Source organism: Streptomyces sp. NPDC027962 (assembly GCF_055566095.1).
This window is the reverse complement of sequence record NZ_JBVHTA010000005.1, coordinates 229,464-255,171: the sequence shown is the minus strand read 5'-3', so window position 1 is coordinate 255,171 and position 25,708 is coordinate 229,464. Positions and strand designations below refer to the sequence as shown.

20 protein-coding genes and 2 pseudogenes are annotated in these 25,708 nt (G+C 71.6%); 9 read left to right on the top strand and 13 right to left on the bottom strand.

Going from position 1 to position 25,708, the window contains the following annotated elements:
- The first annotated feature begins 8 nt into the window (after positions 1–8).
- Positions 9–1,520 (top strand): hypothetical protein, encoded by a 1,512-nt coding sequence (locus ACZ4SA_RS07360; RefSeq protein ID WP_468270774.1) that lies wholly within the window; start codon positions 9–11, stop codon positions 1,518–1,520.
- A gap of 101 nt (positions 1,521–1,621) precedes the next feature.
- On the opposite strand, the gene ACZ4SA_RS07355 is transcribed toward ACZ4SA_RS07360, so the two are convergent.
- From ACZ4SA_RS07355 to ACZ4SA_RS07335, 5 genes are all read right to left on the bottom strand, one after another.
- On the bottom strand, positions 1,622–3,757 hold the full coding sequence (locus ACZ4SA_RS07355; RefSeq protein WP_468270772.1) for a 3-hydroxyacyl-CoA dehydrogenase NAD-binding domain-containing protein: 2,136 nt from the start codon (positions 3,755–3,757) through the stop codon (positions 1,622–1,624).
- A gap of 73 nt (positions 3,758–3,830) precedes the next feature.
- Positions 3,831–5,057 (bottom strand): thiolase family protein, encoded by a 1,227-nt coding sequence (locus ACZ4SA_RS07350; protein WP_468270770.1) that lies wholly within the window; start codon positions 5,055–5,057, stop codon positions 3,831–3,833.
- Positions 5,058–5,541: 484 nt separating this feature from the next.
- A complete protein-coding gene (locus tag ACZ4SA_RS07345; protein WP_468270768.1) occupies positions 5,542–6,825 on the bottom strand; it encodes an HRDC domain-containing protein in 1,284 nt (427 codons plus the stop codon).
- Positions 6,826–6,903: 78 nt separating this feature from the next.
- Positions 6,904–7,566, bottom strand: a complete 663-nt coding sequence (locus tag ACZ4SA_RS07340; protein ID WP_468270766.1) for a helix-turn-helix transcriptional regulator — start codon at positions 7,564–7,566, stop codon at positions 6,904–6,906.
- Positions 7,567–7,809: 243 nt separating this feature from the next.
- On the bottom strand, positions 7,810–8,511 hold the full coding sequence (locus ACZ4SA_RS07335; protein ID WP_468270764.1) for a DUF3000 domain-containing protein: 702 nt from the start codon (positions 8,509–8,511) through the stop codon (positions 7,810–7,812).
- A gap of 92 nt (positions 8,512–8,603) precedes the next feature.
- On the opposite strand from ACZ4SA_RS07335, the gene hemE reads away from it, so the two are divergent.
- Positions 8,604–9,668, top strand: coding sequence for a uroporphyrinogen decarboxylase (gene hemE, locus ACZ4SA_RS07330; RefSeq protein WP_468270762.1), 1,065 nt, complete (start codon positions 8,604–8,606; stop codon positions 9,666–9,668).
- 37 nt (positions 9,669–9,705) lie between these two features.
- On the opposite strand, the gene ACZ4SA_RS07325 is transcribed toward hemE, so the two are convergent.
- Positions 9,706–11,088, bottom strand: a complete 1,383-nt coding sequence (locus ACZ4SA_RS07325) for an FAD-dependent oxidoreductase (RefSeq protein ID WP_468270760.1) — start codon at positions 11,086–11,088, stop codon at positions 9,706–9,708.
- A 28-nt stretch (positions 11,089–11,116) separates the two neighbouring features.
- A complete protein-coding gene (locus ACZ4SA_RS07320) occupies positions 11,117–12,055 on the bottom strand; it encodes a DUF4349 domain-containing protein (RefSeq protein WP_468270758.1) in 939 nt (312 codons plus the stop codon).
- A gap of 131 nt (positions 12,056–12,186) precedes the next feature.
- Here ACZ4SA_RS07320 and hemG point away from each other — a divergent pair, with 131 nt between their 5' ends.
- Together hemG and hemQ are read left to right on the top strand one after the other, a co-directional pair.
- The gene (hemG, locus tag ACZ4SA_RS07315; protein ID WP_468270756.1) at positions 12,187–13,617 is read left to right on the top strand and encodes a protoporphyrinogen oxidase; all 1,431 of its coding nucleotides are present in this window, start codon (positions 12,187–12,189) and stop codon (positions 13,615–13,617) included.
- Between the two features lie 4 nt (positions 13,618–13,621).
- The gene (gene hemQ, locus ACZ4SA_RS07310) at positions 13,622–14,344 is read left to right on the top strand and encodes a hydrogen peroxide-dependent heme synthase (RefSeq protein WP_468270754.1); all 723 of its coding nucleotides are present in this window, start codon (positions 13,622–13,624) and stop codon (positions 14,342–14,344) included.
- An 80-nt stretch (positions 14,345–14,424) separates the two neighbouring features.
- Here hemQ and ACZ4SA_RS07305 read toward each other — a convergent pair whose 3' ends face one another.
- The 4 genes from ACZ4SA_RS07305 to ACZ4SA_RS07290 all read right to left on the bottom strand — a co-directional run bounded on the left by ACZ4SA_RS07305 (position 14,425) and on the right by ACZ4SA_RS07290 (position 19,736).
- Positions 14,425–16,026: an alpha/beta hydrolase gene (locus ACZ4SA_RS07305; RefSeq protein ID WP_468270752.1), complete on the bottom strand. Its 1,602-nt coding sequence runs from the start codon at positions 16,024–16,026 to the stop codon at positions 14,425–14,427.
- Positions 16,027–16,323: 297 nt separating this feature from the next.
- Entirely contained in the window at positions 16,324–17,694 is a 1,371-nt protein-coding gene (locus ACZ4SA_RS07300; protein ID WP_468270750.1) for an MbnB/TglH/ChrH family RiPP precursor modification enzyme, read from the bottom strand.
- A gap of 331 nt (positions 17,695–18,025) precedes the next feature.
- Positions 18,026–18,814 (bottom strand): DUF4142 domain-containing protein, encoded by a 789-nt coding sequence (locus tag ACZ4SA_RS07295; protein ID WP_468270748.1) that lies wholly within the window; start codon positions 18,812–18,814, stop codon positions 18,026–18,028.
- A 145-nt stretch (positions 18,815–18,959) separates the two neighbouring features.
- Positions 18,960–19,736: an aminoacyl-tRNA hydrolase gene (locus ACZ4SA_RS07290; protein WP_468270746.1), complete on the bottom strand. Its 777-nt coding sequence runs from the start codon at positions 19,734–19,736 to the stop codon at positions 18,960–18,962.
- A 71-nt stretch (positions 19,737–19,807) separates the two neighbouring features.
- Between ACZ4SA_RS07290 and ACZ4SA_RS07285 the strand changes: the two genes are divergently transcribed.
- The 3 genes and pseudogenes from ACZ4SA_RS07285 (at position 19,808) to ACZ4SA_RS07275 (ending at position 22,148) form a co-directional block, all read left to right on the top strand.
- On the top strand, positions 19,808–20,485 hold the full coding sequence (locus tag ACZ4SA_RS07285) for an AIM24 family protein (RefSeq protein ID WP_468270744.1): 678 nt from the start codon (positions 19,808–19,810) through the stop codon (positions 20,483–20,485).
- A 221-nt stretch (positions 20,486–20,706) separates the two neighbouring features.
- Positions 20,707–20,898: pseudogene (locus ACZ4SA_RS07280) on the top strand (hypothetical protein); the annotation flags it as partial.
- A gap of 158 nt (positions 20,899–21,056) precedes the next feature.
- Positions 21,057–22,148: an AI-2E family transporter gene (locus ACZ4SA_RS07275; RefSeq protein ID WP_468270742.1), complete on the top strand. Its 1,092-nt coding sequence runs from the start codon at positions 21,057–21,059 to the stop codon at positions 22,146–22,148.
- Positions 22,149–22,195: 47 nt separating this feature from the next.
- Here the strand turns inward: ACZ4SA_RS07275 and ACZ4SA_RS07270 are convergent, their stop codons facing one another.
- Positions 22,196–23,083, bottom strand: coding sequence for a DMT family transporter (locus ACZ4SA_RS07270; protein WP_468270740.1), 888 nt, complete (start codon positions 23,081–23,083; stop codon positions 22,196–22,198).
- Between the two features lie 238 nt (positions 23,084–23,321).
- Here ACZ4SA_RS07270 and ACZ4SA_RS07265 point away from each other — a divergent pair, with 238 nt between their 5' ends.
- Positions 23,322–24,746, top strand: coding sequence for an MFS transporter (locus tag ACZ4SA_RS07265; protein WP_468270738.1), 1,425 nt, complete (start codon positions 23,322–23,324; stop codon positions 24,744–24,746).
- 99 nt (positions 24,747–24,845) lie between these two features.
- Here ACZ4SA_RS07265 and ACZ4SA_RS07260 read toward each other — a convergent pair.
- Positions 24,846–25,083: pseudogene (locus tag ACZ4SA_RS07260) on the bottom strand (polysaccharide deacetylase family protein); the annotation flags it as partial.
- Between the two features lie 72 nt (positions 25,084–25,155).
- On the opposite strand from ACZ4SA_RS07260, the gene ACZ4SA_RS07255 reads away from it, so the two are divergent.
- Positions 25,156–25,650 (top strand): cupin domain-containing protein, encoded by a 495-nt coding sequence (locus ACZ4SA_RS07255; protein WP_468270736.1) that lies wholly within the window; start codon positions 25,156–25,158, stop codon positions 25,648–25,650.
- Positions 25,651–25,708: the final 58 nt, after the last annotated feature.

Here is a 25,708-nt window from a genome sequence, read left to right as displayed (position 1 = left end):
AGCCACACATGCCCAAAGCAGCGTCGAAGGGTCGCGAGCTGATCCAGGGGATCGACACCTCCGGTGCGTACCCCGTCGAGTACCGGTTCGCCCACGCGAAGGGCGGCAACCGGCATCTTGTCGTCGTGTTCGCCAACTTCGCGGTCACTGACGACTACGGCTGGTCGAACGGCGTCTTCGACCCGGTGCGGGCCAACGTCCTCTGGATCCGCGACAAGTTCCACGGCATGAACAGCTACTACCTGTGCAAGGACATGGACTTCGGCCTGGAGCAGTCCGTGGCCGGAGTCATCACCAAGGTGATGAAGTCCCTGGACCTGACACCGGACGACGTCACGATGTGGGGAGGGTCGAAGGGCGGGAGCGCGGCCCTCTTCTTCGGCCTGCGCTACGGGTTCCGCAACATCGTCTCGCTGGTGCCGCAGTTCCTCGTCGGCACCTATGTGCAGAAGGTGCACCCCAAGGTCGCCCGCTTCATGCTCGGCGAGGGGGTGCCGGAGGACAACGTGCGGATCGTCGACTCGATCATTCCCGACCTCGTACGGTCGAACGTCAGCCGGCACACCAACATCTACCTGCTCTCCTCTCCGCAGGACGAGCAGTACCCGGAGCAGGTCGAGCCGTTCCTGGGGCTCTTCCAGGGATACGACAACTTCAACTTCATCTACAGCGAGTCCCCCTACATCACCGGCCACTCCCAGGTCACCCGGCGCAACGTCCCGTTCCTCATGGGACTCGTGAACATGCTCGCCGACGGGCTCCCCCCGCGGCTGGGCATGGTGCGCAACGGCTACGAGGAGCCGGACCGCGACACATCGGCCATCGACACCTATCTGTCCGCCAACTCCCGGGACAAGGGCACCGACATCATGCCGCCCGTCGTCCTGCACCCGGTGCCCCGTGCCCAACTTCCCCGGGACGGTGTGTACTTCAGTGGCACCGCGATGGGTGCCGTACGGGTGAGCCTGTGGGAACGCGGCAAGTTCCTGGGATCACCCTCCGTCGCGCCGGACGGCACCTGGTCCTGGAAACTCAGCAAGCCGTGGAGCAAGGGCGAACACCGGGTGAAGTGCGTCGCCTGGGACGCGGCCGGAGGCCACACGAAGGGGGTCGAGGTCCAGTTCACCACGCTGGACGGGGCGGCGGCCGTCGTCGCGCCCGGGATGCAGGTGGCGGCCGGTGCCCAGGGCGTCGCGCCGAGCGTGCCCGGGCAAGCACCGGGGGCGCCGGTGGTCCGGACTCCTGAGGCGTACCAGCAGTTCATGGGCGCGGCAGTGCAGTTCACCGGCTTCGCCGGCGGGGCCTCGCGTGTGGGGTTCAGAGCGGGCGGCACGCTCCTGGGCGGGAGCCCCGTCGCCCCCGACGGACGGTGGACGTGGGACTCCGGCTGGCCCTGGCAGGAGGGCATGCACACCGTGGAGGTGTTCGCCGTCGACGCGAACGGCATGGAGTCACCGTCGGCCCTCGTACCCTTCGCGGTGCTGCCCGCCGCGGCCGGGGCCTCGCAGTTCGGTTACTGACGCGCCCGCATGGCGCCGCATGCTGCACGGCGCCCGCGTGGCACGTGGGAAGAGGGCCCCCGCTCGAGCGGGAGCCCTCTTCCCACGCTTCCGTGCCGGTGTTACGCGGGGACGCTCGCCACGCCCGGCGCGAGGAACCGCTTGCCGTTCACGCGGTCCGAGACGCCCTCGCGGTCCAGGTACGGCGTGATGCCGCCCAGGTGGAAGGGCCAGCCGGCGCCCGTGATCAGGCAGAGGTCGATGTCCTGGGCCTCGGCCACGACACCCTCCTCCAGCATCAGGCCGATCTCCTGCGCGACGGCGTCCAGGACGCGGTCGCGGACCTGCTCCTCCGTCAGGACGCTGTCGCCCTGCTTCAGCAGCGCGGCGACCTCCGGGTCCAGCTCCGGCTTGGCTGGATTGCCGTCGGCGTACACGTAGAAGCCGCGCTTGCCCGCCTTGACGACCGCGGCCAGGTTCTCGGAGACCGTGAAGCGCTCCGGGAAGGCGCGGTTCAGGGTCTCGGAGACGTGGAGGCCGATGGCCGGGCCGACGAGCTCCAGCAGGACCAGCGGCGACATCGGGAGGCCGAGGGGCTCGATGGCCTTCTCGGCGGTGGCGACCGGGGTGCCCTCGTCGATGACGTTCTGGATCTCGCCCATGAAGCGGGTCAGGATGCGGTTCACGACGAACGCCGGGGCGTCCTTGGTGAGGACCGCGGTCTTCTTCAGCTTCTTCGCGACACCGAACGCGGTGGCCAGCGAAGCGTCGTCCGTCTGCTCGCCGCGGACGATCTCCAGCAGCGGGAGGACCGCGACCGGGTTGAAGAAGTGGAAGCCGACGACCCGCTCCGGGTTCTTCAGCTTGGAGGCCATCTCCGAGACCGACAGCGATGAGGTGTTGGTGGCGAGGATCGCGTGCGCCGGGGCGACCGCCTCGACCTCCGCGAACACCTTCTGCTTGACGCCCATCTCCTCGAACACGGCCTCGATGATGAAGTCCGCGTCCGCGAAGCCCTCGGCCTTGTCGAGCACACCGGTCACCAGGGCCTTGAGGCGGTTGGCCTTGTCCTGGTTGATGCGGCCCTTGCCGAGCAGCTTCTCGATCTCGGCGTGGACGTAGCCCACACCCTTGTCGACGCGCTCCTGGTCGATGTCGGTCAGCACGACCGGCACCTCGAGGCGGCGCAGGAACAGCAGCGCCAGCTGGGAGGCCATCAGGCCGGCACCGACGACGCCGACCTTGGTGACCGGGCGGGCCAGGCTCTTGTCCGGCGCGCCGGCCGGGCGCTTGGCGCGCTTCTGTACGAGGTTGAAGGCGTAGATCCCGCTGCGCAGTTCGCCGCCCATGATGAGGTCGGCCAGGGCCTGGTCCTCGGCGTCGAAGCCCTTCTGCAGGTCGCCGTCCTTGGCGGCCTCGATGATGTCGAGGGCGCGGTAGGCCGCCGGGGCCGCGCCGTGCACCTTGGAGTCGGCGATGAACCGGCCCTTGGCGACGGCCTGGTCCCATGCCTCGCCACGGTCGACCTCGGGACGCTCGACGACAATCTCGCCCTTGAGGACGGACGCCGTCCACACGAGGGACTGCTCGAGGAAGTCGGCGCCCTCGAAGATCGCGTCGGCGATGCCCAGCTCGAAGACCTGCGCGCCCTTGAGCTGCTTGTTCTGGCTGAGCGAGTTCTCGATGACGACCGAGACCGCGCGCTCCGCGCCGATCAGGTTCGGCAGGATCGCGCAGCCGCCCCAGCCGGGGACGAGACCGAGGAAGACCTCGGGCAGCGAGAAGGCAGGGATCGCCTTGGAGACGGTGCGGTACGAGCAGTGCAGGCCGACCTCGACGCCGCCGCCCATGGCCGCACCGTTGTAGTACGCGAAGGTCGGGACCGCGAGGCCGGAGAGACGCTTGAAGACGTCGTGGCCGCCCTTGCCGATGGCGAGTGCGTCGGAGTGCTCCTTGAGCAGCTCCACGCCCTTGAGGTCCGCGCCGACGGCGAAGATGAACGGCTTGCCGGTGACGCCGACGCCGACGATGTCGCCGTTCGCCGCCTCCGCCTCGACCTGGTCGATCGCGGTGTTCAGGTTCGCGAGCGACTGCGGACCGAAGGTGGTCGGCTTGGTGTGGTCCAGGCCGTTGTCCAGCGTGATGAGCGCGAAGCGCCCGGCGCCGGAGGGGAGGTCGAGATGGCGTACGTGCGCGCTGGTGACGACCTCGTCCGGGAACAGCTCGGCAGCGCCCTTCAGGAGTTCGGTGGTGCTCATGCCGCTCCCTCGCTTCGCTCGGTCGAGCATTCGCACGTGCTGCACCTTTTCATTGTTCGCTCGCTGCGCTCGCTCACTTGTTGCCTCCGGCGTCCTTGTGGTTCGGGTTCTCCCAGATGACCGTGGCGCCCATGCCGAAGCCGACGCACATGGTGGTCAGGCCGTAGCGCACCTCGGGCTGCTCCTCGAACTGGCGGGCCAGCTGCGTCATCAGACGCACACCGGAGGAGGCGAGCGGGTGGCCGTACGCGATGGCGCCGCCGTACTGGTTGACGCGCGGGTCGTCGTCGGCGATGCCGTAGTGGTCCAGGAAGGCCAGGACCTGGACGGCGAACGCCTCGTTGATCTCGAAGAGGTTGATGTCCTCGATCGACAGGCCGGCCTGGGCGAGCGCCTTCTCGGTCGACGGGATCGGGCCGTAGCCCATGACCTCGGGCTCGACACCGGCGAAGGCGTACGAGACGAGGCGCATCTTGACCGGCAGGCCGTTCTCGCGGGCGAAGTCCTCGGAGGCGATGATCGAGGCGGTGGCGCCGTCGTTCAGGCCCGCGGCGTTGCCCGCGGTGACGCGGCCGTGGACGCGGAACGGCGTCTTCAGGTTCGCGAGCGACTCGAGCGTGGTGCCCGGGCGCATCGGCTCGTCGGCGGTGACCAGGCCCCAGCCGGTCTCGCCGGCATCGGGGTTGGTACGACGCACCGAGACCGGCACGAGGTCCTGCTGGATCTTGCCGTTGGCGTACGCCTTGGCGGCCTTCTCCTGCGAGCGCACGGCGTACTCGTCGGTGCGCTGCTTGGTGATCTGCGGGTACCGGTCGTGCAGGTTCTCCGCGGTCATGCCCATGAAGAGGGCCGACTCGTCGACGAGCTTCTCGCTGACGAAGCGCGGGTTCGGGTCGACGCCTTCGCCCATGGGGTGGCGGCCCATGTGCTCGACACCACCGGCGATGACGGCGTCGTACGCGCCGAACGCGATGGAACCGGCGACGCTCGTGACGGCCGTCAGCGCGCCCGCGCACATACGGTCGATCGAGTAGCCGGGCACGGACTGCGGCAGACCGGCGAGGATGCCGGCGGTGCGGCCGAGGGTCAGACCCTGGTCACCGATCTGCGTGGTCGCGGCGACGGCGACCTCGTCGATCTTCTTCGGGTCGAGGGCCGGGTTGCGTCGCAGCAGCTCCCGGATGGCCTTCACGACGAGATCGTCGGCGCGGGTCTCGTGGTAGATGCCCTTCGGGCCCGCCTTGCCGAACGGGGTGCGGACGCCGTCGACGAAGACGACGTCCCTGACGGTACGAGGCACGATGGCTCTCCTCCAGGGTGCGGGGTGGCACTGCTGCGGCGCACACGCCTGAGCGTGCGCTTGCTTCCCTCATGCTACTTGCGGGTAACAGGAGTGCACAGTCCCCGGGGCGGGAGCGGTGAACGTCACACGTGGGTGCGGCGCCTGCGGCGCGCCTTTTCCCACCCCGCCCCTCCCCGAAACCGGGCTCCGCCCGGACCCGCCGCTGCGCTCCGCGGCCGGGGGGTTGCGGTTACCCGGCCGAGCCGTGGCCCCGTGCTTCTCCAGCCGGGCGCTGCGCGGACCCGGGGTGCTGCGTTCCGCGCACTGTCGGTGCGACTGCGCCCCCGGGCCGGGTGGCGTGGTGCACGAGGGCTGCTCTTGGCGCTGCGCGGCAAGGCGGCTGCGCCGGTGGGCAGCTTCAGCCTCGTCGGCGATTGAGGCGCGGGGTTCGGGGCGGAGCCCCGACAGGGCGCCGAGCCCGCCGGTTGTGCCGCGCCCCCGGCTACGCCGCCGAGCCCGCGCTCAGCGCCTTCGTCAGCAGGGGAGCGACCTGTTCGATCTGCCACGGGCGTGCGCCCAGTTCGGTCAGCGCGTCCGCGACCGACGCCACCGTCACCTCGCCGACCGGCGGCTCCCAGCACACCCGCCGCACCGTGTCCGGCGTGATCAGGTTTTCCTGCGGCATGTTCAGCTCCTCCGCCAGCGCGGAGATCGCCGCGCGCGCGGCGGAGAGCCGGGAAGCCGCGGCCGGGTCCTTGTCGGCCCATGATCGCGGCGGCGGCGGGCCGTTCAGCGGCTGGCCGGGCTGCGGAAGCTCGGAGTCCGGCAGGGCCTTCGCCCGCTCGACCGCGGCGTGCCACTGCTCGAGCTGGCGCCGGCCCATCCGGTGCCCGAAGCCGGGAAGCACCGTGAGGGCGTGCACGTTCGCGGGCAGTGCGAGCGCCGCCTCGACGATCGCGGCGTCGCTGAGCACCTTGCCGGGGGAGACGTCACGGCGTTGCGCGACCCGGTCGCGGACCGTCCACATCTCCCGTACGACCGCCATCTGCCGACGCCGGCGCACCTTGTGCATCCCGGACGTACGCCGCCAGGGGTCGCGGCGCGGGGGCGGCGGCGGGGCGGACGCGATCGCGTCGAACTCCTGGTGGGCCCATTCGAGCTTGCCCTGCCGGTCCAGGTCCTTCTCCAGCGCGTCGCGGAGGTCGACCAGGAGCTCCACGTCGAGTGCCGCGTACCGCAGCCAGGGCTCGGGCAGCGGGCGGGTGGACCAGTCGACCGCCGAGTGGCCCTTCTCCAGGGCGTAGCCGAGGACGCCCTCGACCATCGCCCCGAGACCGACCCGCGGGAAGCCGCCGAGCCGTCCGGCGAGTTCGGTGTCGAAGATCCGGGTGGGCACCATGCCTATTTCGCGCAGGCACGGCAGGTCCTGGGTGGCGGCGTGCAGGATCCACTCCGCGTCGGCGAGCGCGTCACCGAGACCCGACAGGTCGGGGCAGCCGACCGGGTCGATGAGTGCGGTGCCCGCACCCTCGCGGCGCAGCTGTACGAGGTAGGCGCGCTGGCCGTACCGGTAGCCGGACGCACGCTCGGCGTCGACGGCGACGGGGCCGGTGCCCGCCGCGAAGGCGGCGATCACCTCGGCGAGGGCGTCCTCGTCGGCGACCACCGGCGGGATGCCCTCCCTGGGCTCCAACAACGGGATCGGCGCCGATTCGACGTCGTCCGAGGGAGCGCCCCCGGTGGTTCGCAGTGCGGTGTCTGCTGCGGTCTCTTGGGCGTCGGTCACGTGTCAAGGGTATCTGTGAACGGAAGGCGCCCGTCGACGGAACGTTCCGTCGACGGGCGCGGAAGACATGTCGGGCGATCAGTGGATGATTCCGGTGCGCAGCGCCACGGCCACCATTCCGGCCCGGTCGCCCGTGCCCAGCTTGCGTGCGATGCGTGCGAGGTGGCTCTTGACGGTCAGCGCGGACAGGCCCATCGAGACGCCGATGGCCTTGTTGGACTGCCCCTCCGCGACGAGGCGCAGGACCTCGACCTCGCGGCCGGACAGCTCGCGGTAGCCGCCCGGGTGGCTCGGGGCACCCGGGGGGCGGCGGTGCATGCGGTTGGCCACGGCGCCGATGGGGGCGGCGCCGGGGCGGGTGGGGTGTCCGATGTTTGTACGGGTGCCGGTGACGACGTAGCCCTTGACACCGCCGGCCAGCGCGTTGCGCACGGCGCCGATGTCGTCGGCCGCGGACAGCGCCAGGCCGTTGGGCCAGCCCGCCGCGCGGGTCTCGGAGAGGAGGGTCAGCCCGGAACCGTCGGGCAGGTGGACGTCGGCCACGCAGATGTCGCGCGGGTTGCCGACGCGGGGACGTGCCTCCGCGATGGACGATGCCTCGATGACGTCACGGACTCCGAGTGCCCACAGATGGCGGGTGACGGTGGAACGGACGCGCGGGTCGGCCACGACGACCATGGCCGTCGGCTTGTTCGGGCGGTAGGCGACCAGGCTTGCGGGCTGCTCGAGAAGAACGGACACCAGGCCTCCTGGAAAGGTGCGGGACGGAGCCGGCTCGGGGATGAAGCCGGGGCGAACCGTGCAGTTAGGTCATTGACCTCTTCGGCACCAAACCCGTCCGCCTTTAGAGAATGATCACGATTTGGTGAGTAATTATCGGGACAATTCGGACGGGCGATCGATCATCCTGCGGGCGAACCGTTCCAACGCGACGTGACTGTGCACGGCCGCGGCCAGTCTTCCCGGACCGCGGCCCGAACCTCTTCAGGCCTGCTGCGGGCCGCGGCGCTGCGGCAGGCTCACCACACCCGTCCCGTTGTCCGCCGGACCGGCCGGCGACGGCGGCAGCCCGGCGACCTGGCAGAGCAGATCGCACCAGGCGGCGAGGTGTGCGGCCGCGTCCGGGACGCCGCCCTGGCCCTCGCGTGGGCTCCATGACGCACGGATCTCGATCTGGGTCGCGGGACGGCGGTCCGCGAGTCCTCCGAAATAGTGAGACCCCGCGCGGGTGACGGTGCCGCTCGGCTCCCCGTACGACAGCCCGCGCGCCTCCAGCGCGCCGGTCAGCCACGACCAGCACACCTCGGGGAGCAGCGGGTCGGCCGCCATCTCCGGTTCCAGCTCTGCGCGCACCAGCGTCACCATCCGGAACGTGCCGTGCCACGCTTCGTGGCCCGCCGGCTCGTGCAGCAGCACCAAGCGGCCGTCCGCCAGATCGTCGTCGCCGTCGACGACCGCCGCCTCCAGCGCGTACGCGTGCGCGGCGAGCCGCTGCGGAGGCCGTGTCGGCTCGACCTCGAGCTCCGGCCGCAGCCGCGCCGACCGCAGCGCCTCGACCGCCTGACGGAACGCGTGCGGCACGGCATCGGGTTCTGCGCTCGCCTCGGCGCTCCCCTTGTCCTCTGCGCTGTTGGAATGATCGGAGCCGTTGGAATGATCGGAAAAATGTCCCTGAGCCGCAGCCATGCGGGGAAGAGTAGGCGGAACGGGCGCTTCGCGCAGGGAGGGACACCCGGGCCGGGGCGGCCACTTCTCGCCTGCATGCGAAGATTCAGGGCGTGAGCGCCAACATCCGCCCCCTGGGCCACCAGACGACGACGTACGACTCCGCTTTCATGAAGGCGTGCCGCCGTGAGCCGGTGCCGCACACGCCGGTCTGGTTCATGCGTCAGGCGGGGCGCTCGCTGCCCGAGTACATGAAGGTGCGCGAAGGCATCCCGATGCTCGACTCGTGCATGCTGCCCGAGCTCGTCACGGAGATCACGCTCCAGCCGGTACGGCGGCACAAGGTGGACGCCGCGATCTTCTTCAGCGACATCGTGGTGCCGCTGAAGGCGATCGGTATCGACCTCGACATCAAGCCGGGCGTCGGCCCGGTGGTCGCGGAGCCGATCCGTACCCGCGCGGACCTCGCGCGACTGCGGGACCTCACGCCGGACGACGTCCCCTACGTCACCGAGGCGATGGGAATGCTGACCCGTGAGCTCGGACCGACTCCGCTGATCGGGTTCGCGGGAGCGCCGTTCACCCTCGCGAGCTACCTCGTGGAGGGCGGCCCGTCGCGCAACCACGAGCACACCAAGGCCCTCATGTACGGCGCCCCGCAGCTGTGGGCCGACCTCCTGGACCGGCTCGCGGAGATCACCTCCGCCTTCCTGAAGGTCCAGATCGAGGCGGGCGCCTCCGCGGTCCAGCTCTTCGACTCGTGGGTCGGCGCCCTCGCCCCGGCCGACTACCGGCGCTCGGTGATGCCGGCGTCGGCGAAGGTCTTCGAGTCCGTCGCGTCCTACGGTGTCCCGCGCATCCACTTCGGCGTGGGTACCGGCGAGCTCCTCGGCCTGATGGGCGAGGCGGGCGCGGACGTGGTCGGCGTCGACTGGCGCGTCCCGCTGGACGAGGCCGCACGCAGGGTCGGCCCCGGCAAGGCGCTCCAGGGGAACCTGGACCCGGCCGTGCTCTTCTCCACCCCAGAGGCGGTGGAGACGCGTACCCGCGAGGTCCTGGACGCGGCGGCCGGCCTGGAGGGCCACATCTTCAACCTGGGCCACGGCGTCCTCCCGACGACGGACCCGGACGCGCTGACCCGGCTGGTGTCGTACGTGCACGAGCAGACGGCGCGGTAGGCGTCGGACTGAGAGGACCCGGCGTGCAATGACAGATCTACGCCCCCGCCCTCTGCACCGCCGTCGTCGCCTTGCGCGCCGCCACCAGGACCGGGTCCCAGACCGGGGAGAACGGTGGGGCGTAGCCGAGGTCCAGGGTCGTCATCTGTTCGGCCGTCATGCGGGACGTCAACGCCACCGCCGCGATGTCGACGCGCTTGCCGGCGCCCTCGCGCCCCACGATCTGGACACCCAGCAGGCGGCCCGTGCGGCGTTCCGCCAGCATCTTGACCGTCATCGGGGCCGCGCCGGGGAAGTAGCCGGCGCGGCTCGTCGACTCGATCGTCGCCGTCACGTACTGCAGGCCCTCCGCGCGCGCGTCCTTCTCGCGCAGGCCCGTGCGGGCGATCTCCAGTTCGCAGACCTTGCTCACCGCCGTGCCGACCACGCCGGGGAACGTGGCGTAGCCGCCGCCCGCGTTCGCGCCGATGATCTGGCCGTGCTTGTTGGCGTGGGTGCCGAGCGCGATGTGGCGCTCGCGGCCGGAGACGAGGTCGAGGACCTCGACGCAGTCGCCGCCCGCCCAGATGTTGTCGTGGCCGCGGACCCGCATCGCCAGGTCGGTGAGGAGGCCGCCGTGGCGGCCCAGCGGCAGTCCCGCAGCGCGGGCCAGCCCGGTCTCCGGTTCGACGCCGATCCCGAGGACGACCACGTCCGCCGGGTACTCGGCGTCGTCGGCCGCGACCGCGCGGACGCGGCCGTCGTCGCCGGTAAGGATCTTGGTGACTGCCGTCCCGGAGACGGTCGTGATGCCCATCCCGGACATCGCCTCGCGGACCAGCCGGCCCATGTCCGGGTCGAGCGTGGACATGGGCTGCTCGCCGCGGTCGACGACCGTCACCTCATAGCCCCGCTTGAGCAGCGCCTCCGCCATCTCGACGCCGATGTATCCAGCGCCCACGACCACCGCGCGCCGCCCCTCGGTCCCGGAAAGGGTGTCCAGCAGCGCCTGACCGTCGTCAAGGGTCTGTACGCCGTGGACGCCCGGCGCGTCGATGCCCGGGAGCGCGGGGCGCACGGGACGGGCGCCGGTGGCGATCACCAGCTTGTCGTAGCCGGTCCAGGACTCCGCGCCGCTCGCCAGGTCGCGCGAGCGCACCCGCCCGCCCGCGACGTCGATCTCCGTCACCTCGGTGCGCATCCGCAGATCGATGGCGCGCTCGCGGTGCTCTTCGGGTGACCGGGCGATCAGCTCGTCGCGCTCGGCCACGTCGCCGCTCACCCAGTACGGGATGCCGCAGGCGGAGAACGAGCTGAAGTGCCCGCGCTCGAAGGCCACGATCTCCAGTTCGTCCGGGTCCTTCATCCTGCGTGCCTGCGATGCGGCGGACATGCCCGCCGCATCGCCCCCGACGATCACCAGACGCTCAGTCGCTGTCATGGGGAACACGCTACAAACAAGCGGAGGTTCAGTCCTGCGCGGCCGGCGGAGCCGGGGAAGCGGCGGCGGGCCGCTTGCGCAGCCGGGGCCGCACCAGCCACCGCCACAGCACGTACAGCACCGCGCCCACCGCCGCGAACGGCGCCACCGCGCCGATGGTCACCGCGACCCAGCGCAGCGTCGCGACCAGCGCGTCCCAGCCGCCGCCGAGGGCGTCCAGGAAGCCGGGGCCGTCGTCCTCCTTCTCGGGCTCCTCGCGTTCCTTCTCCGAGAGCGTCAGCGTGATCGTCGCCAGGGACGTGCGGTCCTTAAGCGCAGCCTGCTGCGCCAGCAGTGACTCGAGGTCGGCCTGGCGGGTGCTCAGCTGCCCTTCCAGCGTGACGACGTCGGACAGCTTCGTCGCCCGGTCCATCAGCTCCCGCACCCTGGCCACGCTCGCCCGCTGCGTCGCGATGCGGCTCTCCACGTCCACCACCTGGTCGGTGACGTCCTTCGCGTCGGCCTTGCGGGACAACAGCTTGCCCGCGCCCGCGAGTTCGGCCAGGACGGAGTCGTACCGCTCCTGGGGGACGCGCAGCACGACATGGGAGGTGATGTGCGTGTCGTCGATCCGCTCCGTGCTCTCGTTCTCCACCCGGCCGCCGGCGCTCTCCGCCGCACGCCGGGCGGCGGAGAGCGCCTTCGTGGCGTCCTTGACCTCCACATCGAGCTCGGCGGTGCGGATGACGTGCGCCTTCGGCAGTGCGGACGGTTTCGTGGCGCCGCCTTGCCCCGTCCCGCCCTCCGCCGGTTTCCCGGCCGCCTCGTCGGCGGCGTAGCCGGAGCCGGCCGCACCCTCCTTGGCGTCGGCCGCGGCGGGTTTCCCCGCGCTCTGCGCGCCGTCGCCGGACGAATTGCCTGCGCCGCACCCGGCGAGGCCGAGCGAGGCAGTGAGAAGTAGTACCGCGAGCGCACGCCGTGCACGCATACCGGCCCCCCGGGGATGGGTTGTGAACGTCTTTTGCAGGTTCGACGTGGGGTCACCGGTCCGGGTTGCCCGGCCACGGTTCCGAAGCGGTCACGGTCAGGGCTCGGAACGGCGTTTGAGAGAGTTGGCCCATGAACGTGGACACACCAGCGCGTCATGTCGTCGTCATCGGCGGCGGCATCGCCGGTCTCGCCGCCGCGCACCGGCTGCTCGCCTCCGGCCTGCGCGTCACCCTCCTCGAGGCCGCCGACCGGGTCGGCGGCAAGCTGCACTCCGGCGAGATCGAGGGCGTACGCGTGGACCTGGGCGCCGAGTCGATGCTCGCCCGCCGCACCGAGGGCACCGATCTCGCCCGCGCGGTCGGTCTCGGCGACCGGCTCGTACCACCGGCCACGGCGACCTCCGCAGTGTGGACCCGCGGCGCCCTGCGGCCCATGCCCAAGGGCCATGTGATGGGCGTCCCGGGAGACGCCTCCGCGCTGGCCGGGCTGCTCTCGCCCGAGGGGATCGCCCGCATCGGGCGGGAGAAGGACCTGGCCCCCTCGGAGCCGGGCGACGACGTGGCCGTCGGCGCGTACGTCGCGCAGCGCCTGGGCCGGGAGGTCGTCGACCGGCTCGTGGAACCGCTGCTCGGCGGGGTGTACGCGGGGGACGCCTACCGCATCTCGATGCGAGCGGCCGTCCCCCAGCTCTTCGAGGCCGCCAGGACCCACGCCTCGCTGCTCGAAGGGGTACGCGACATCCAGGCACGCGCCGCCGCCGGGCAGCAGACGGGCGGACCGGTCTTCATGGGCATCGACGGCGGCATCGGCGCCCTGCCGGGCGCCGTCGCCGACGCCGTGCGCGCGCAGGGCGTCGACATCCGCACCGAGGCACCGGTACTCGGCCTGACCCGCGGCACGACCGGCTGGCAGATCCGCACCGACCGTGAAACGCTCGCCGCCGACGGCGTCGTTCTCGCCACCCCCGCCTGGTCCGCGTCCGCGCTGCTCGCCGCCGAGTCCCCGGTCGCGGCGGCCGAACTGGGGCAGGTCGAGTACGCCTCCATGGCGCTGGTCACCATGGCGTTCCGGCGCTCCGACGTCGCCGGGATGCCCGCCGGGAGCGGATTCCTCGTCCCGCCCGTCGACGGCCGCACGATCAAGGCGTCCACCTTCTCCTCCAACAAGTGGGGCTGGGTCGCGCGGGGCACCGGGGACCTGTTCGTGCTGCGCACCTCCGTCGGCCGCTACGGCGAGGAGGAGGCTCTCGAAAGGGAGGACGCCGAGCTCGTCGACGTCTCCCTGACCGACCTCGCCGCCGCGGCGGGTCTCACCGCCCGTCCGGTCGCCACCGAGGTCACCCGGTGGACCGGCGGACTGCCGCAGTACCCGGTGGGGCACCTCACGCGCGTCGCCCGCATCCGAGACGAGATCGCCAAGCTGCCGGGCCTCAGGGTCTGCGGCGCCGTGTACGACGGAGTCGGCATCCCCGCCTGCATCGCGAGCGGACAGCGCGCGGCCGACGAGATTCTCGCCACGCCGACCCTGGCGCGGGGCACTGATCCGGACACGGGACAATAGCCGTATGAGTGCGCCAGAAAAGATCCCGAACGCAGGCAAGAAGGCCAAGGACCTCAATGAGGTCATCCGGTACACGCTGTGGTCCGTCTTCAGGCTTCGAGACGTGCTAACCGATGACAGCACGGCGCGCTCCGGCTACGCCGACGAGGTCCAGGAGCTGTTCGACCAGCTCGCCGCCAAGGACGTCACCGTGCGCGGCACGTACGACGTCTCCGGACTGCGCGCCGACGCCGACGTGATGATCTGGTGGCACGCCGAGACCGCCGACGAGCTTCAGGACGCGTACAACCGCTTCCGGCGCACCCGCCTCGGCCGCGCACTCGAACCGGTGTGGTCGAACATGGCGCTGCACCGCCCCGCCGAGTTCAACAAGTCGCACATCCCGGCCTTCCTGGCCGACGAGACGCCGCGCAACTACGTCTCGGTGTACCCGTTCGTGCGCTCCTACGACTGGTACCTGCTGCCGGACGAGGACCGCCGCCGCATGCTGGCGGACCACGGCAAGATGGCCCGCGGCTACCCGGACGTCCGCGCCAACACGGTCGCGTCGTTCTCGCTCGGCGACTACGAGTGGCTGCTGGCCTTCGAGGCGGACGAGCTGTACCGCATCGTCGACCTGATGCGTCACCTGCGCGCCTCCGAGGCCCGCATGCACGTCCGCGAGGAGGTCCCCTTCTACACCGGCCGCCGCAAGAGTGTGGCGGACCTCGTGGCGGGACTCGCGTAGGGTCCCGTCCGCGAACGACTTGACGGCTGAGTTTCCGCCCGTTCCAGGCGGATACTCAGCCGTCCATGTGACCCGGAAGATCAGACGGCGTGCGGCAGCTTCCGCTGCTCGGCGCGCCGGTCCAGCGACACCGGGTCGGGCTCCGGGTGCGGCGCGCATGATGCGCGCCGCACCGGTGTCTCACCCCGCAGCAGATAGTCCTCCAGATAGGCGTTGACGCAGCTGTTGCTGCCGGCGCCGATGCCGTGCGTGCCCGCGTCCTCCTCCGTGATCAGTACGGAGCCAGGCAGCCGCCGCTGCAGCTCGAGCGCCCCCTCGTAGGGGGTGGCGGCGTCCCTTTCAGCGGCCAGGATCAGTGTGTCGGGCAGCTCCCCGGCCTCCGTGCGGACGTCCAGGGGCTGCTGCCGGGGCGCCTGCCAGAAGGCGCAGGGCAGGTTCATCCAGGCGTTGTCCCACGTCTCGAACGGCGCGCGCTGCGCCAGCAGTGTGTTGTCGAGGTCCCAGACGTAGAAGTCCTCCGGCCAGGGGGCGTCGTTGCACTCGACCGCCGTGTAGACGGCGCTGCCGTTCTCCGCCGCCTTCGCGCCTGCGGGGTCGGGGGCTGCCTGGTCGATCAGCGGCTGCGGATCGCCCTCCAGATACTCCGCCAGGGCCTTCGCACGCACCGGCCAGTACTCGTCGTAGTAGCCGGCGCCCAGGAACGCGGCGTGCAGCTGACCGGGGCCGACCTTGCCGCCCGCGGGCTTCTCCGCGAGCCGGGCGCGCACCTCCTCGTAGCTGCGCGCCACCTCCTCGGGCGTCGTCCCCAGGTGGTACGTGCCGTCGTGCTTGGCCACCCAGGCGCGGAAGTCGGCCCACCGGCTCTCGAAGGCCTCCGACTGGTCCAGGTTATTGCGGTACCAGATCTGCTCGGGCGCGGGGTTGACCGCCGAGTCGAAGACCATGCGGCGCACATGCGACGGGAACATCGTCGCGTACAGAGCACCGAAGTAGGTGCCGTACGAGGCGCCCATGAAGGTGAGCTTCTTCTCGCCGAGCGCGGCCCTCAGCACGTCGAGGTCGCGGGCGTTGTTGAGAGAGGTGTAGTGCCGCAGCGTGGCGCCCGCCTTGTCCGCGCAGCCCTTGGCGTACGCCTGGGCCTCGGCGACGCGTTCCATTTTGTACGAGGCGGAGGGGTGGGTCGGCGCGTGCGTGGGGGCCTTGAGGAAGTCCTCGGGGTCCTGGCACGACAGCGGGGCGGACCGGCCGACGCCGCGCGGTGCGTAGCCGACGATGTCGTACGCCTTGGCGATCCGCCGCCATTCGGGAGTCTCGGCGGCGCGGGGGAAGCGCATGCTGGAGGCGCCGGGGCCGCCGGGGTTGTAGACGAACGCCCCCTGACGTTCGGCCTTCTTGCCGCTTGCTCTGACGCGGCTGACGGTCAGTTCGATCTGCCGGCCGGACGGGTCGGCGTAGTCGAGCGGCACCTTCACCGTGCCGCACTGCACCGACTTCGGAAGCTTCTCCACGGCGGGGCAACGGCCGAACGCGATACCGGCAGCCGCGGCGAGCTCGGCGGCCACCACGGTGCCGTGGAACTCGGCGTCGGTGATGGCCGCTCCGCCGGCCGGGGCGACGGCGACGGAAATGAGGACCAAGGAACTGAGGCCTGCCACGGCCCCGTACTTCGCAGCTGTTCTCATCGCGTTCCCTTCGTGCGCGGCGCGGCCGGGCGGCGGCCATGGGACGAAAGGGATCTTTGGCAGGGGAGGTTCGCGAAGTAAAGCACCGGCCCGGCGGTGTCAGGATCAATGACCCCGATGCCGGTGTGTCAGGAGCTGCTGCTCGAGCCGCCGCAGCTGGACCCGCCACCACCACCGCCGCAGCTGGAGCCGGACCCGCTGGACCCGCCGCAGCTGGAGCCGCCGCTCGAGCTGCCGCACCCGGAGCCCGATCACCGACGGCGAGGTGGACCAGCAGAGCCAGGACGCCCACAGCGCTCACCTCCCCACGAGCGCGGCGCGCGCGGCGCGAACGAGGCGGGTCGTCCTGCGGGGCGGCCGCGCGGCGGCTCGCTCCTGCCACCAGAGAGTCAGCCGGCGTCGGGCGTCGCCGTCCTCAGGGCGGTCGGCGGCCAGCAGATGCTCGGCGAACTCGAGCGCGTCGCGGCGGTACCCGGCGTGCATGGGGCGGCCCTTGGCGTAGGCGAGGAAGGCGGGCCGGTAGCCCGCCCCGAGGATCTCCGGCAGCTCGGGCGCCACCGTGCCCACGATGTCGGCCCGCTTCGCGGCGAGCGCCCGGCTCTGCACGCGCAGCCGGCGTGCGTCGAACCCCTCGGGGGTGGGGGTACCGGCGACGAGGGCGGACAACACGGCGGCCTGCGCCAGCCCGAGGCGCTCGCGGGCTCCGTCGTCCGCGTGCGCCTTGCAGACCATTCCCTCGTCGGGGTTCGGCCCCGGGTCCTCCGCCGCGGTCGCCGGCGGGGCTGGACGTGCCTCCTCGCCGGGGCGCCGCCCCGGACCCCGCGCCTCAATCGCCGACGGGGCTTGAGCCGCCGCCGACAACGTCGCGCGAATCGTCGCCAGTTCGCTCTCCAACTCCGCCGCAGGCGGAAAGTCGTCGTCCCTCTCCAGCAGGACCCCCGGCGGACTCACCCTGGCCCGGAGGTCCGACAGCACGTCCAGGACGGGCTGCGTGACCGGGTGGGCGTGGGTGTCGTGCCAGACCCCGTCCCGTTCGACGCCGCCCGCGACGTGGACGTACGCGATCGCCTCGACCGGGAGCTCGTCCAGTGCCGCCGTCGGGTCCTCCCCGCGGTTGACATGGTTGGTGTGGAGGTTGGCCACGTCGACCAGCAGCCGCACACCGGTCCGCTCGACGAGTTCCGCGAGGAACTGGCCCTCGGTGAGCTCCTCGTCGGGCCAGGAGATCATCGCCGCGATGTTCTCCAGAGCCAGCGGCACCGGCAGCGAGTCCTGCGCGATGCGCACGTTCTCGCACAGCACCGACAGCGCGTCCCAGGTGCGGGGGACCGGCAGCAGGTGACCCGCCTCCAGCGCGGCGGTGGCGGTCAGCTCCCCTCCCGCCCGTACGAACGCGATGTGCTCCGTGACCAACGGGGCGCCCAACGCCTGCGCCCGCTCGGCCAGGTCTGCCAGGCGCTGCTTCGACGGGCGGTCCGCGCCGCCGAGGCCGAGCGAGACACCGTGTGGGACGACGCGGATGCCGCGCGAGCGCAGCCGGAGCAGAGAGGGGGGCAGATGGCCGGGGCAGATGTTCTCCGCGACGACCTCGACCCAGTCGAGGCCCGGCAGCCGCTCCACCGTGTCCGCGATCTCCGGCCGCCAGCCGATTCCGATGCCCAGTTCCATGGTCCCCCTCCTCCACGCCCGCTGTGTGACGGTGCAGGGGTCATGGCCCCGGAACGGCGCGGTGAATCCGGAAGGGGGGACGTTCAGAGCTTGATTTGAGGTTCCGGCCCCCGCCGGCCCGGCGTTGCCGGAACCGGCACCCGCGCTCGCCGGGGTGGTCCGGGGCTCCGCCCCGAACCCCCCGCCCCCCGTCGCCCGCAGCGCGCGACTTCGTCAGCCGTCCGGCGTTGCCGGACACCGCGCCGAGCACCGGACCGGAGAGGTCCGGTGCTCGCCCCGGTATCGGAAACCGGGGCCCACGGCCCTCGGGCCGTAGGGGACGGCGCTGCCGTCAGCCCGCCGGGACCGGGTCCTTCGGCGCCGGGCGGTTGGTGTTGACCGCGGTTGGGGTGCCGGGCTGCGGCGTCGGCTGCGACGTGAACGACTGGTTCCCGGTCGGCGTGGCCGCCGGCGGCGACGGCGGCAGGTTGCCGTTCGGCGGCGGCGGGCCGCTGGGGCTGACCGTCGCCGTTGCCGCCTCACCGTTGGCGATGTCGTCAAAGTCGACCCGCCCCGTCTGTTCGAGCATGGTGATGTGGTCGAGCACCGTCTGGTTGGCGTCCGTCGCGAGCTGCCGGATAAGTGTGTTGCGGGTGGTGTGCCTGACCTCCGCTATCAGTGCGAAGACCTTGCCGTGCGCCGTCCGCAGGATCTGGGCGAACTTGCGCTCGTACTCCTCGCCCTGGGCCGCGGAGAGTTCCCGCAGCCAGCCCTGCTGCTGCTCGGTCGGCTGGTTGGGCAGCTCGACGCCGAGCTGTGCCGCGACGTTGCGCGCCCGCACGTCCAGGTCGGTGTGGCCGACGACGAGATGGTCGCCCGCCGCCTTGATGGCCTCCGTGGGCGCGCGTTCCATCGCCTGCTGCCCGGCCGGGAGCTCCCACAGCCCGGCCAGACGTACCTTGACGAGGAAGTCGCGGTCGGTGGCCGACAGCGGGCCCCACTGGGTGGCCACGCTCGAGGCGTTGAGATTGTCCTGACCGGTGCCGGAACGATCGGCGTAGGACCACACGGGGAAGGCGAGTGCGCCGACCGTGACGACCAGAGCCGCGATGATGAGTGCTGTTCCGTTGATGCGCCGCAACAATGTGCCTCCAGAGCCGATGCGTTACACGGCAACCAACCGACCGGCAGACTGGCCGGTCAACCCGCCGGCCGACCGCCGGTCGAACCTAGCCGGTCAAACTACTCGGCGGTACCGAGGAGTACGCAGCCGGGGCACAGGATGTTCAACGCCCGGTTCGGCTTCGCAGCGACGGGTGGTCGGCGACCACCGTGCACGAGCCCGGAGCGATCTCCGTGAATCCCGCGTCGCGTACGACCGGCAGTCCGCTCGCCGTGAGTGCGCGCCAGTCTGCCGGGGCCGCCGTCCGCACGGACAGCGCGAAGCCGGTTTCCCGCCATGCCTTGCGCTCCGTCTCCGGCAGCGCGAACCAGGCGAGTTGGGCGCCGTGCCCGGCCTGGGCCATGGCCTTGCCCGCGGACATCTCCAGTTCGGGGCTGAGCCACAGGACGGGACGTGCCGGGTCCGGGGCTGCGGGCGGTTCAGGGTCGTCGAGTTCGGTGCCGGACACCTGGAGCTTCGCAAGTTCCTTGGGCCAGCCGTCGAGAGGTACGGGCGGAAACACCCGTACCTCTGCAGCCGCCCCGGCCTCCGCCTCCGTCTCTGTTTCACCCCTTCCGCCCGTCACCGTGATGCCCGGCAGGGTGCAGGCCTTGCGCCACTCTGCGCCACGCGCCCGCCGTACGACCTTGCGGATACGGGCGTCCTGCCAGTCCCGCATCGCCCGCGCCCACTCTCCCTCGCCGGTGGATCGCTCGTCGGCGAGGATCTCGAGCACCGCGCGAGCGGCGGTCTCCAGCGCGTCCGTACGGGACGGCGGCGCCGCCCTCTCGATGCGTACCACCAACGGCAGGACGAATTGCGGTGCGGCATCGCGGGACGACGTCTCGTGCCTGAAGGGGCTGTCGGCGGGACGGATTTCACGGGTGACTTCGCTGCTCACACCGCCAGTCTGCCAGCCGCCGGACAGGGAGTTGTTGGCGGAACGGGTGCCTCCGGGCGACGATGCATCCCATGAAGAGCGATCTTTTCTCCACGGAGAACATGGCACAGCAGGCCACGGTGCCCGGAATGACCCTGCAGAACGCCAAGTCGATCAAGTACGCGGTCAACGGCGAGATGCACGCCAGGCAGGGCTCGATGATCGCCTTCCGCGGCAATCTCCAGTTCGAGCGCAAGAGCCAGGGAATCGGCGGCATGCTCAAGCGCGCCGTCACGGGCGAGGGCCTCGCGCTGATGGCGGTGCGAGGCCAGGGCGAGGCGTGGTTCGCGCACGAGGCCGCCAACTGCTTCATCGTCGACATCGAGCAGGGCGACGCGCTGACGATAAACGGACGCAACGTGCTCTGCTTCGACGCGACGCTGTCGTACGAGATAAAGACGGTCAAGGGCGCGGGCATGACCGGCGGCGGGCTGTTCAACAGCGTCTTCACCGGCTACGGCAAGCTCGCCGTCATCTGCGAGGGGAGCCCCATCGTCATCCCCGTCTCGCACCAGCAGCCGGTCTTCGTCGACACGGACGCGGTCGTCGGCTGGAGCGCCCAACTCCACACCTCGCTGCACCGTTCACAGTCCGTCGGCTCGATGATCCGCGGCGGCTCGGGCGAAGCGGTGCAGCTCAAGCTGGAGGGCGAGGGCTTCGTGATCGTACGGCCCAGCGAACTCACCCAGCAGAGGGCGTCGCAGAACTGAAGCTGAGACGAGCAGGCCGGCGCTACGGCCTCGGTGGGCCACGGGTGCTGCGCGGCGTCGACCTCGCGCTGCGCCGGTGCACCCGGGTGCGGGTGCACCGCACGAACGGCAGCGGCAAGTCGACGCGGTGCTGATCGCCACCGTCGCCTTCGCGATCGCCGCCGTGACGGTCTTCCTGCGCGGCACGGACGGCGGTAGAGCCGCGAGTTCGAGTCGTACGTATGGACGAGCGGGAGTCGTACTGCGGGACCTCGGAGCGGGAGACCGCCGAGCCGGCCGAAGCTGCCGCCGACGGGCTCTTCGCCGAGTGCGTGCTGTGCCGCGAGCCGACCGAGTGCCCGCAATCGGTCGAGGGGGCGCCGCTGTGTCCGGTCTGCGAGTGGCGGGAGGCCGAGCGGACGGCATGCTCGGGCCGACCGGCCGGTCGGCCGTCCTGCCCGGGGTACCTTCGGGCGAATGACGCGCCGCGCGCGTGGCGGGCGGCGCGTGCGGTGGTACGCGGATGGGCATGACCCCCAGGCCGTCGGATCCGCCAGAGTGCCCACCGCACTTCACCACAGGCGCGGCGCGCGTGCCCGACGCCCTGAGGACCGCCGCCGCGTACGCATGGCGGGTCATCGTGGTGGCCGTCGCCGTCTACAGCGTTTTCGCCGTGCTCGGGCGCTTCCACGAGATCGCCGTGGCCGTCTTTCTCGGCCTGGTGCTCACCGCCGTGCTGCGGCCGGTGGCCGACCTGCTGGGACGGTTCCTGCCGCGTCCGCTCGCCGTCGCCGTCGCACTGCTCGGCAGCATCGCGCTCGTCCTCGGTGTGCTCGCCCTGGTCGGCGAGGTGGTCGCGGGGGAGCGCACCACGTTGGTGCGGGAGTTCCGCACCGGCATCGAGAGGATCGAGAACTGGCTGGAGCAGCCGCCGTTCCGTGTCGACCCGGAAGCCCTCACCGATGTCCAGTCCCGCATCGGCCAGTTGCTGTCCAGCCACCGGTCCACCGTGGTCAGCGAGGCGCTGAGCGGCGCCGGACGGCTGGTCGAAGTGCTGACCGTGTTCGCCCTCGCGCTGTTCTGCTCGGTCTTCTTCACCCACTCCGGCGACCGGCAGTGGGGGTGGTTCTGCGACCAGCTGCCGCTCGGCGCCCGCGAGCGTGCGACGGTCGCGGGCCGGGCCGCCTGGCGGACGTTCACCGGCTACACCCACGGCATTTTCCTGGTGGCAGTCACCAACGCCGTCCTCGTCGGTATCGCCCTCTCCGCCCTCGGCGTGCCGCTCGCGCTGCCGCTGGCCCTGCTGGAGTTCTTCGCCGCGTTCATCCCCCTCGTCGGCTCACCCATCGCCCTCGCGGTGGCCGCGGTGGTGGCTCTGGCAACCAAGGGGCCGGTGATCGCGGCCGTGGTCGTCGCTCTGATCGTGGTCATCGGGCAGATCGAGGGGCATCTCCTCCACCCGATCGTGATGAGCTGGGCCGTCCGGCTGCATCCCGTGGTGGTCGCGCTGTCGGTCGTCGGCGGAGCCGTCGCGGCGGGCCTGGTGGGCGCGGTCGTTGCCGTGCCGCTGGTGGCCGTGGTCTGGTCGGTCCGTCAGGCCCTGAGAAAGGCCCGCTTGTCCGGATCGAAGAGCCTCTCCGGCCCGGAAGGCCCGGCAGCGCCGGAAGGCTCGTCCGGCCCGTAGTGCAGGCCCGCCCCGTAAGGCTTCCGGAGGACAGAGCTGACCTGCTGTCAGGGCGCGGCCGTCTCCCGCTCCTCGCCGACCAGCGACTGGGCCAGGGGCATCCGCGCCAGGGCGACCACCCCCGCCGCCACCAGAGCCACGCCGACGGCCTGGGGAACCAGCCACCAGCCGGTGCGGACGTGTTCCTCGTAGAGCAGGATGCCGAGGGCCATGCTCACCGCCGCATCGCCGAGGGTGAGCGCGGGCTGGGAGGCGACCAGCGGACCGGCCTGCATGGCGTTCTCCAGCAGGAACAGGGCGCATGCGCCGAATGCCGCGAAGGCGTAGGTCTGCCACGCCGTGAGGAAGGCCGTGATGCCGTCGTCGTCCAGGATGTGCATCGCGGCCTTCAGCAGGGCCGCGGTGACCGCGTAGCTGATGGCGGTGGCCGAGCCGAGGAGGGCGGCGCGTGCGCGGCCCTCGGGGCGCCGCAGCGCCGCGGCGGTGAGCGCGAGGACCGCCGCGGCGCAGACGGCCAGCGCGATGATCCAGCGATCCAGCGGTACCCGGGTGAGGTTGCCCGAGGGCGAGGCGGCAGCCAGGGCGATGCCCAGGCCCACGACCACGCCGACCACGGCGACCCAGCCGATGCGCGGCATGTGCCGGTGCAGCACCAGGGACGCGATGACCAGGGTGAGTGGCAGTTCGAGCACAAAAAGCGGCTGGACGATGGTCAGCGGCCCGGTCGCCAGCGCCACCGCCTGGCAGACACCGGCGGCGACGACGGCGAGGATCCCGGCCAGCCACACGGGCTGCCGCAGCAGGTCGAGCATCAGAGAGGCCCGAAGGCCGTCGGAGCGTGGTACGCCGAGGGCCGCCTTGCGCTGCAGCACGGTGGCGAACGCGTTGCTCAGTGCGGCCAGCAGAGCGAAAACGACCGGCAGCAGGATGTGCACCGTGGTCCGCCTCCCGCGGTCGGCGGTCGCCGCGGAGTGCCGTCGGCGCCGCGGACGTGACCGGACATGTCGCGCAGCCCCTGTGCGGGACCGCTTCTGCCATGGTGCCCACGGGGGCCTGTGCCCGCGATCCGAGCGGGGCTGCGCGCCTCCGGCGGCGCGCCGACAATGGGGGCGGGAGTGCACAGCGGCAACCAGCGGCGCGGCCCGGTCCTCGTCCGAGGGGAGACAGGTGTCCATGCACGACGAGTCGGAGCAGGCCGCCCCGGTCGGCGCCGCCGACCCGGACACGGCCGCCGGCCGGCACTGGGCTTTCGTTGCCGTCGCCGTCGCGCTCTTCTGCATCCAGGTCGACTTCTTCGCACTCAACCTGGCCATCCCCGGTATCTCGGACGAACTCGGGGTGACACCGTCGACCGCCCAGTGGACCCTCTCCGCCTACATGCTCGCCGTCGGCTGCTCCTTCATCGTGGGCGGCCGACTGGGCGACGTCTTCGGCCGCAGACGCGTGCTGATCACGGGCCTCGCGCTGTTCGCGGCCGGTTCCGTGGGGTGCGCGTTGGCGCCGGGGCTGGAGCTCCTCGTGGCCGCGCGGATCGTGCAGGGTGTGGGGGCCGGCTTCGTCTTCCCCGTCTCCGTGGCTGTGATCAGCAACGTCTTCCCGAAGGAGACCCGTGCCCGGGCTCTGGGCGCCGCTTTCGGTGTTGCCAACGTCGGGACCGCGCTGGGTCCGTTCGTCGGCGGCGGCTTCACCGAGGGGCCGGGGTGGCGCTGGATCTTCTGGCTGCTGGCACCGCTCAGCGTGCTGTCCCTGGTCATCGCGGTGATCCACGTACCCGACTCGCGGGACGTCTCCGCACCGCGCCGGCTCGATCTGACCGGCTGCTTCACCATCGTGTGCTGCCTGGCCGCGGTCACCCTGGCCGTGGAGCGCGGGAGCGTCTGGGGCTGGGACCATGCCCGCACCCTGGCGCTGTTCGGCGTCGCCGTCGTCACGGGCGGACTGTTCCTGCTGCGGGAGCAGCGGGCCCGCCATCCGCTCATCGACCTCAGGCTCTTCCGCAACATCCCGTTCGACCTGGTCACCGGTATGGGCTCGGTCGCCAACATGGGCTACGGCGTCACGGTCTTCGTGGCCACGCTCTACCTGCAGGGCGTGCGGGGCCTCTCGCCTCTGATGGCCGGCGTCGTCTTCCTTGCCCCGGCCGTGGTGGTGGCGCTCACCGGCCCGTTGGGAGCCCGCCTCGCGACGTGCATGCGGCCCACGGTGGTGATGGTTCTGGCCGGCGTGATCGCGGGCACCGGGATGGTGGCCCTGAGCCTGGTGAACGCGTGGTGGCTCTACATCCCCGTCTTCGCGTGGTGCGGTCTCGGTCTCGGACTCGGCTGGACGTTCTCCAGCGTCGCCACCCAGCAGGTCGTCGCGCCTGCCAGGGCTGGTGAGGCATCCGGCGTCCTGCTGACCTTCCTCGTCACCCTGGGGGCCATCGCCCTCGCCGGCGCGGCGGCGGCGATCACGGCGATGACGCCCGAACGTCCGCCGGAGGCCGCGTACGACGTGATCCTGCGGGTGGGCGGATCGGTGATCCTGGCGGCGTCCGGGATGGTCTTCGCCGTACGTCAGTGGCTTGTCGCCCACGACAAGGTGGACGCCTCGGTGTAGGGGCGGCCGGGCGGGGGCACGGCCGCGCGGTTTCCGGGCCGATTGCTCCCGCCGGGTTGGCTGCGTGCGCTCCGGGGAGTGGGCCCCCGTCCCGGCCGATCGCATCAGCACCGAGACCTTCACGAACCGGTAGCCGCGCCGGCGCAGTTCGGGGACGATCCGGCGGACCGCCGCTCCGGTGGCGGCAGCCGCGCTGCGCGTGCAGTGCAGCACGACCGGCGAGCCGGGCTCCACGGCCTCCAGCACCTGCTCGGCGACGGCGTCCGCGTCGGTGGCGAACGCGTCGCCACTGACGACGTCCCTGCACGGCGATGAGCCCGGCCGGAGCAACGGCCCGCGCCCGCCGTATGGATTGCATTGTGCAATCATGCCTTCGTCTCTTTAGGTCCGCGTGCTCTGGAGGAACGGCATGACAGTGCCCCCGACGGCCGGTGTGCTCGCCGGTGTGCGGGACCTGCTCGCGGCGCCGGACGATCAGGGCGGCGCCATCTGGCGCCTGACCCCTGCCGCGCGGCAGTTGGACGCCAACCTCATCCGGCTGCTGCCCGGCACCCGGGGCCCGAGCCACGTCGAGCCGGACCTGGATGTGCTGCTCTGCGTGCTCGCGGGCAGCGGTGAGCTGGAGGTCGGGGGAGAGCGGCAGAAACTGGAGCCGGGCAGCGTGGCCTGGCTGCCGCACGGCATGGCGCGCTCGCTGTCCGCCGGGCCGGACGGCCTGGTCCATGTCACGGCGCACCGCCGCCGCCCGGGCCTGACCATCGGCAACGCGGCGGCGGTCCGTGCAGACACCGCCGGCGGCGAGCCCGTCTGCCTGCTCGGCCGTATCTGCCCCGACTGCGACCACCCCGCCGAGGACTCCGCTGCGCGTTTCTGCAGCCGGTGCGGTAGCCGTCTGCCCTCCTGAAACCTTCTCTCCGCAGTCTTTTGACGGTGAGCCAGTTCACGATTTCGCAGTCGCGATG

Coding starts and splice junctions, on each gene's coding strand:
- ACZ4SA_RS07360 (WP_468270774.1), top strand. CDS start 9: ATGCCCAAAGCAGCGTCGAAGGGTCGCGAGCTGATCCAGGGGATCGAC.
- ACZ4SA_RS07355 (WP_468270772.1), bottom strand. CDS start 3,757: ATGAGCACCACCGAACTCCTGAAGGGCGCTGCCGAGCTGTTCCCGGAC.
- ACZ4SA_RS07335 (WP_468270764.1), bottom strand. CDS start 8,511: ATGGCTGCGGCTCAGGGACATTTTTCCGATCATTCCAACGGCTCCGAT.
- ACZ4SA_RS07325 (WP_468270760.1), bottom strand. CDS start 11,088: ATGACAGCGACTGAGCGTCTGGTGATCGTCGGGGGCGATGCGGCGGGC.
- ACZ4SA_RS07320 (WP_468270758.1), bottom strand. CDS start 12,055: ATGCGTGCACGGCGTGCGCTCGCGGTACTACTTCTCACTGCCTCGCTC.
- hemG (WP_468270756.1), top strand. CDS start 12,187: ATGAACGTGGACACACCAGCGCGTCATGTCGTCGTCATCGGCGGCGGC.
- hemQ (WP_468270754.1), top strand. CDS start 13,622: ATGAGTGCGCCAGAAAAGATCCCGAACGCAGGCAAGAAGGCCAAGGAC.
- ACZ4SA_RS07305 (WP_468270752.1), bottom strand. CDS start 16,026: ATGAGAACAGCTGCGAAGTACGGGGCCGTGGCAGGCCTCAGTTCCTTG.
- ACZ4SA_RS07300 (WP_468270750.1), bottom strand. CDS start 17,694: ATGGAACTGGGCATCGGAATCGGCTGGCGGCCGGAGATCGCGGACACG.
- ACZ4SA_RS07285 (WP_468270744.1), top strand. CDS start 19,808: ATGAAGAGCGATCTTTTCTCCACGGAGAACATGGCACAGCAGGCCACG.
- ACZ4SA_RS07265 (WP_468270738.1), top strand. CDS start 23,322: ATGCACGACGAGTCGGAGCAGGCCGCCCCGGTCGGCGCCGCCGACCCG.
- ACZ4SA_RS07255 (WP_468270736.1), top strand. CDS start 25,156: ATGACAGTGCCCCCGACGGCCGGTGTGCTCGCCGGTGTGCGGGACCTG.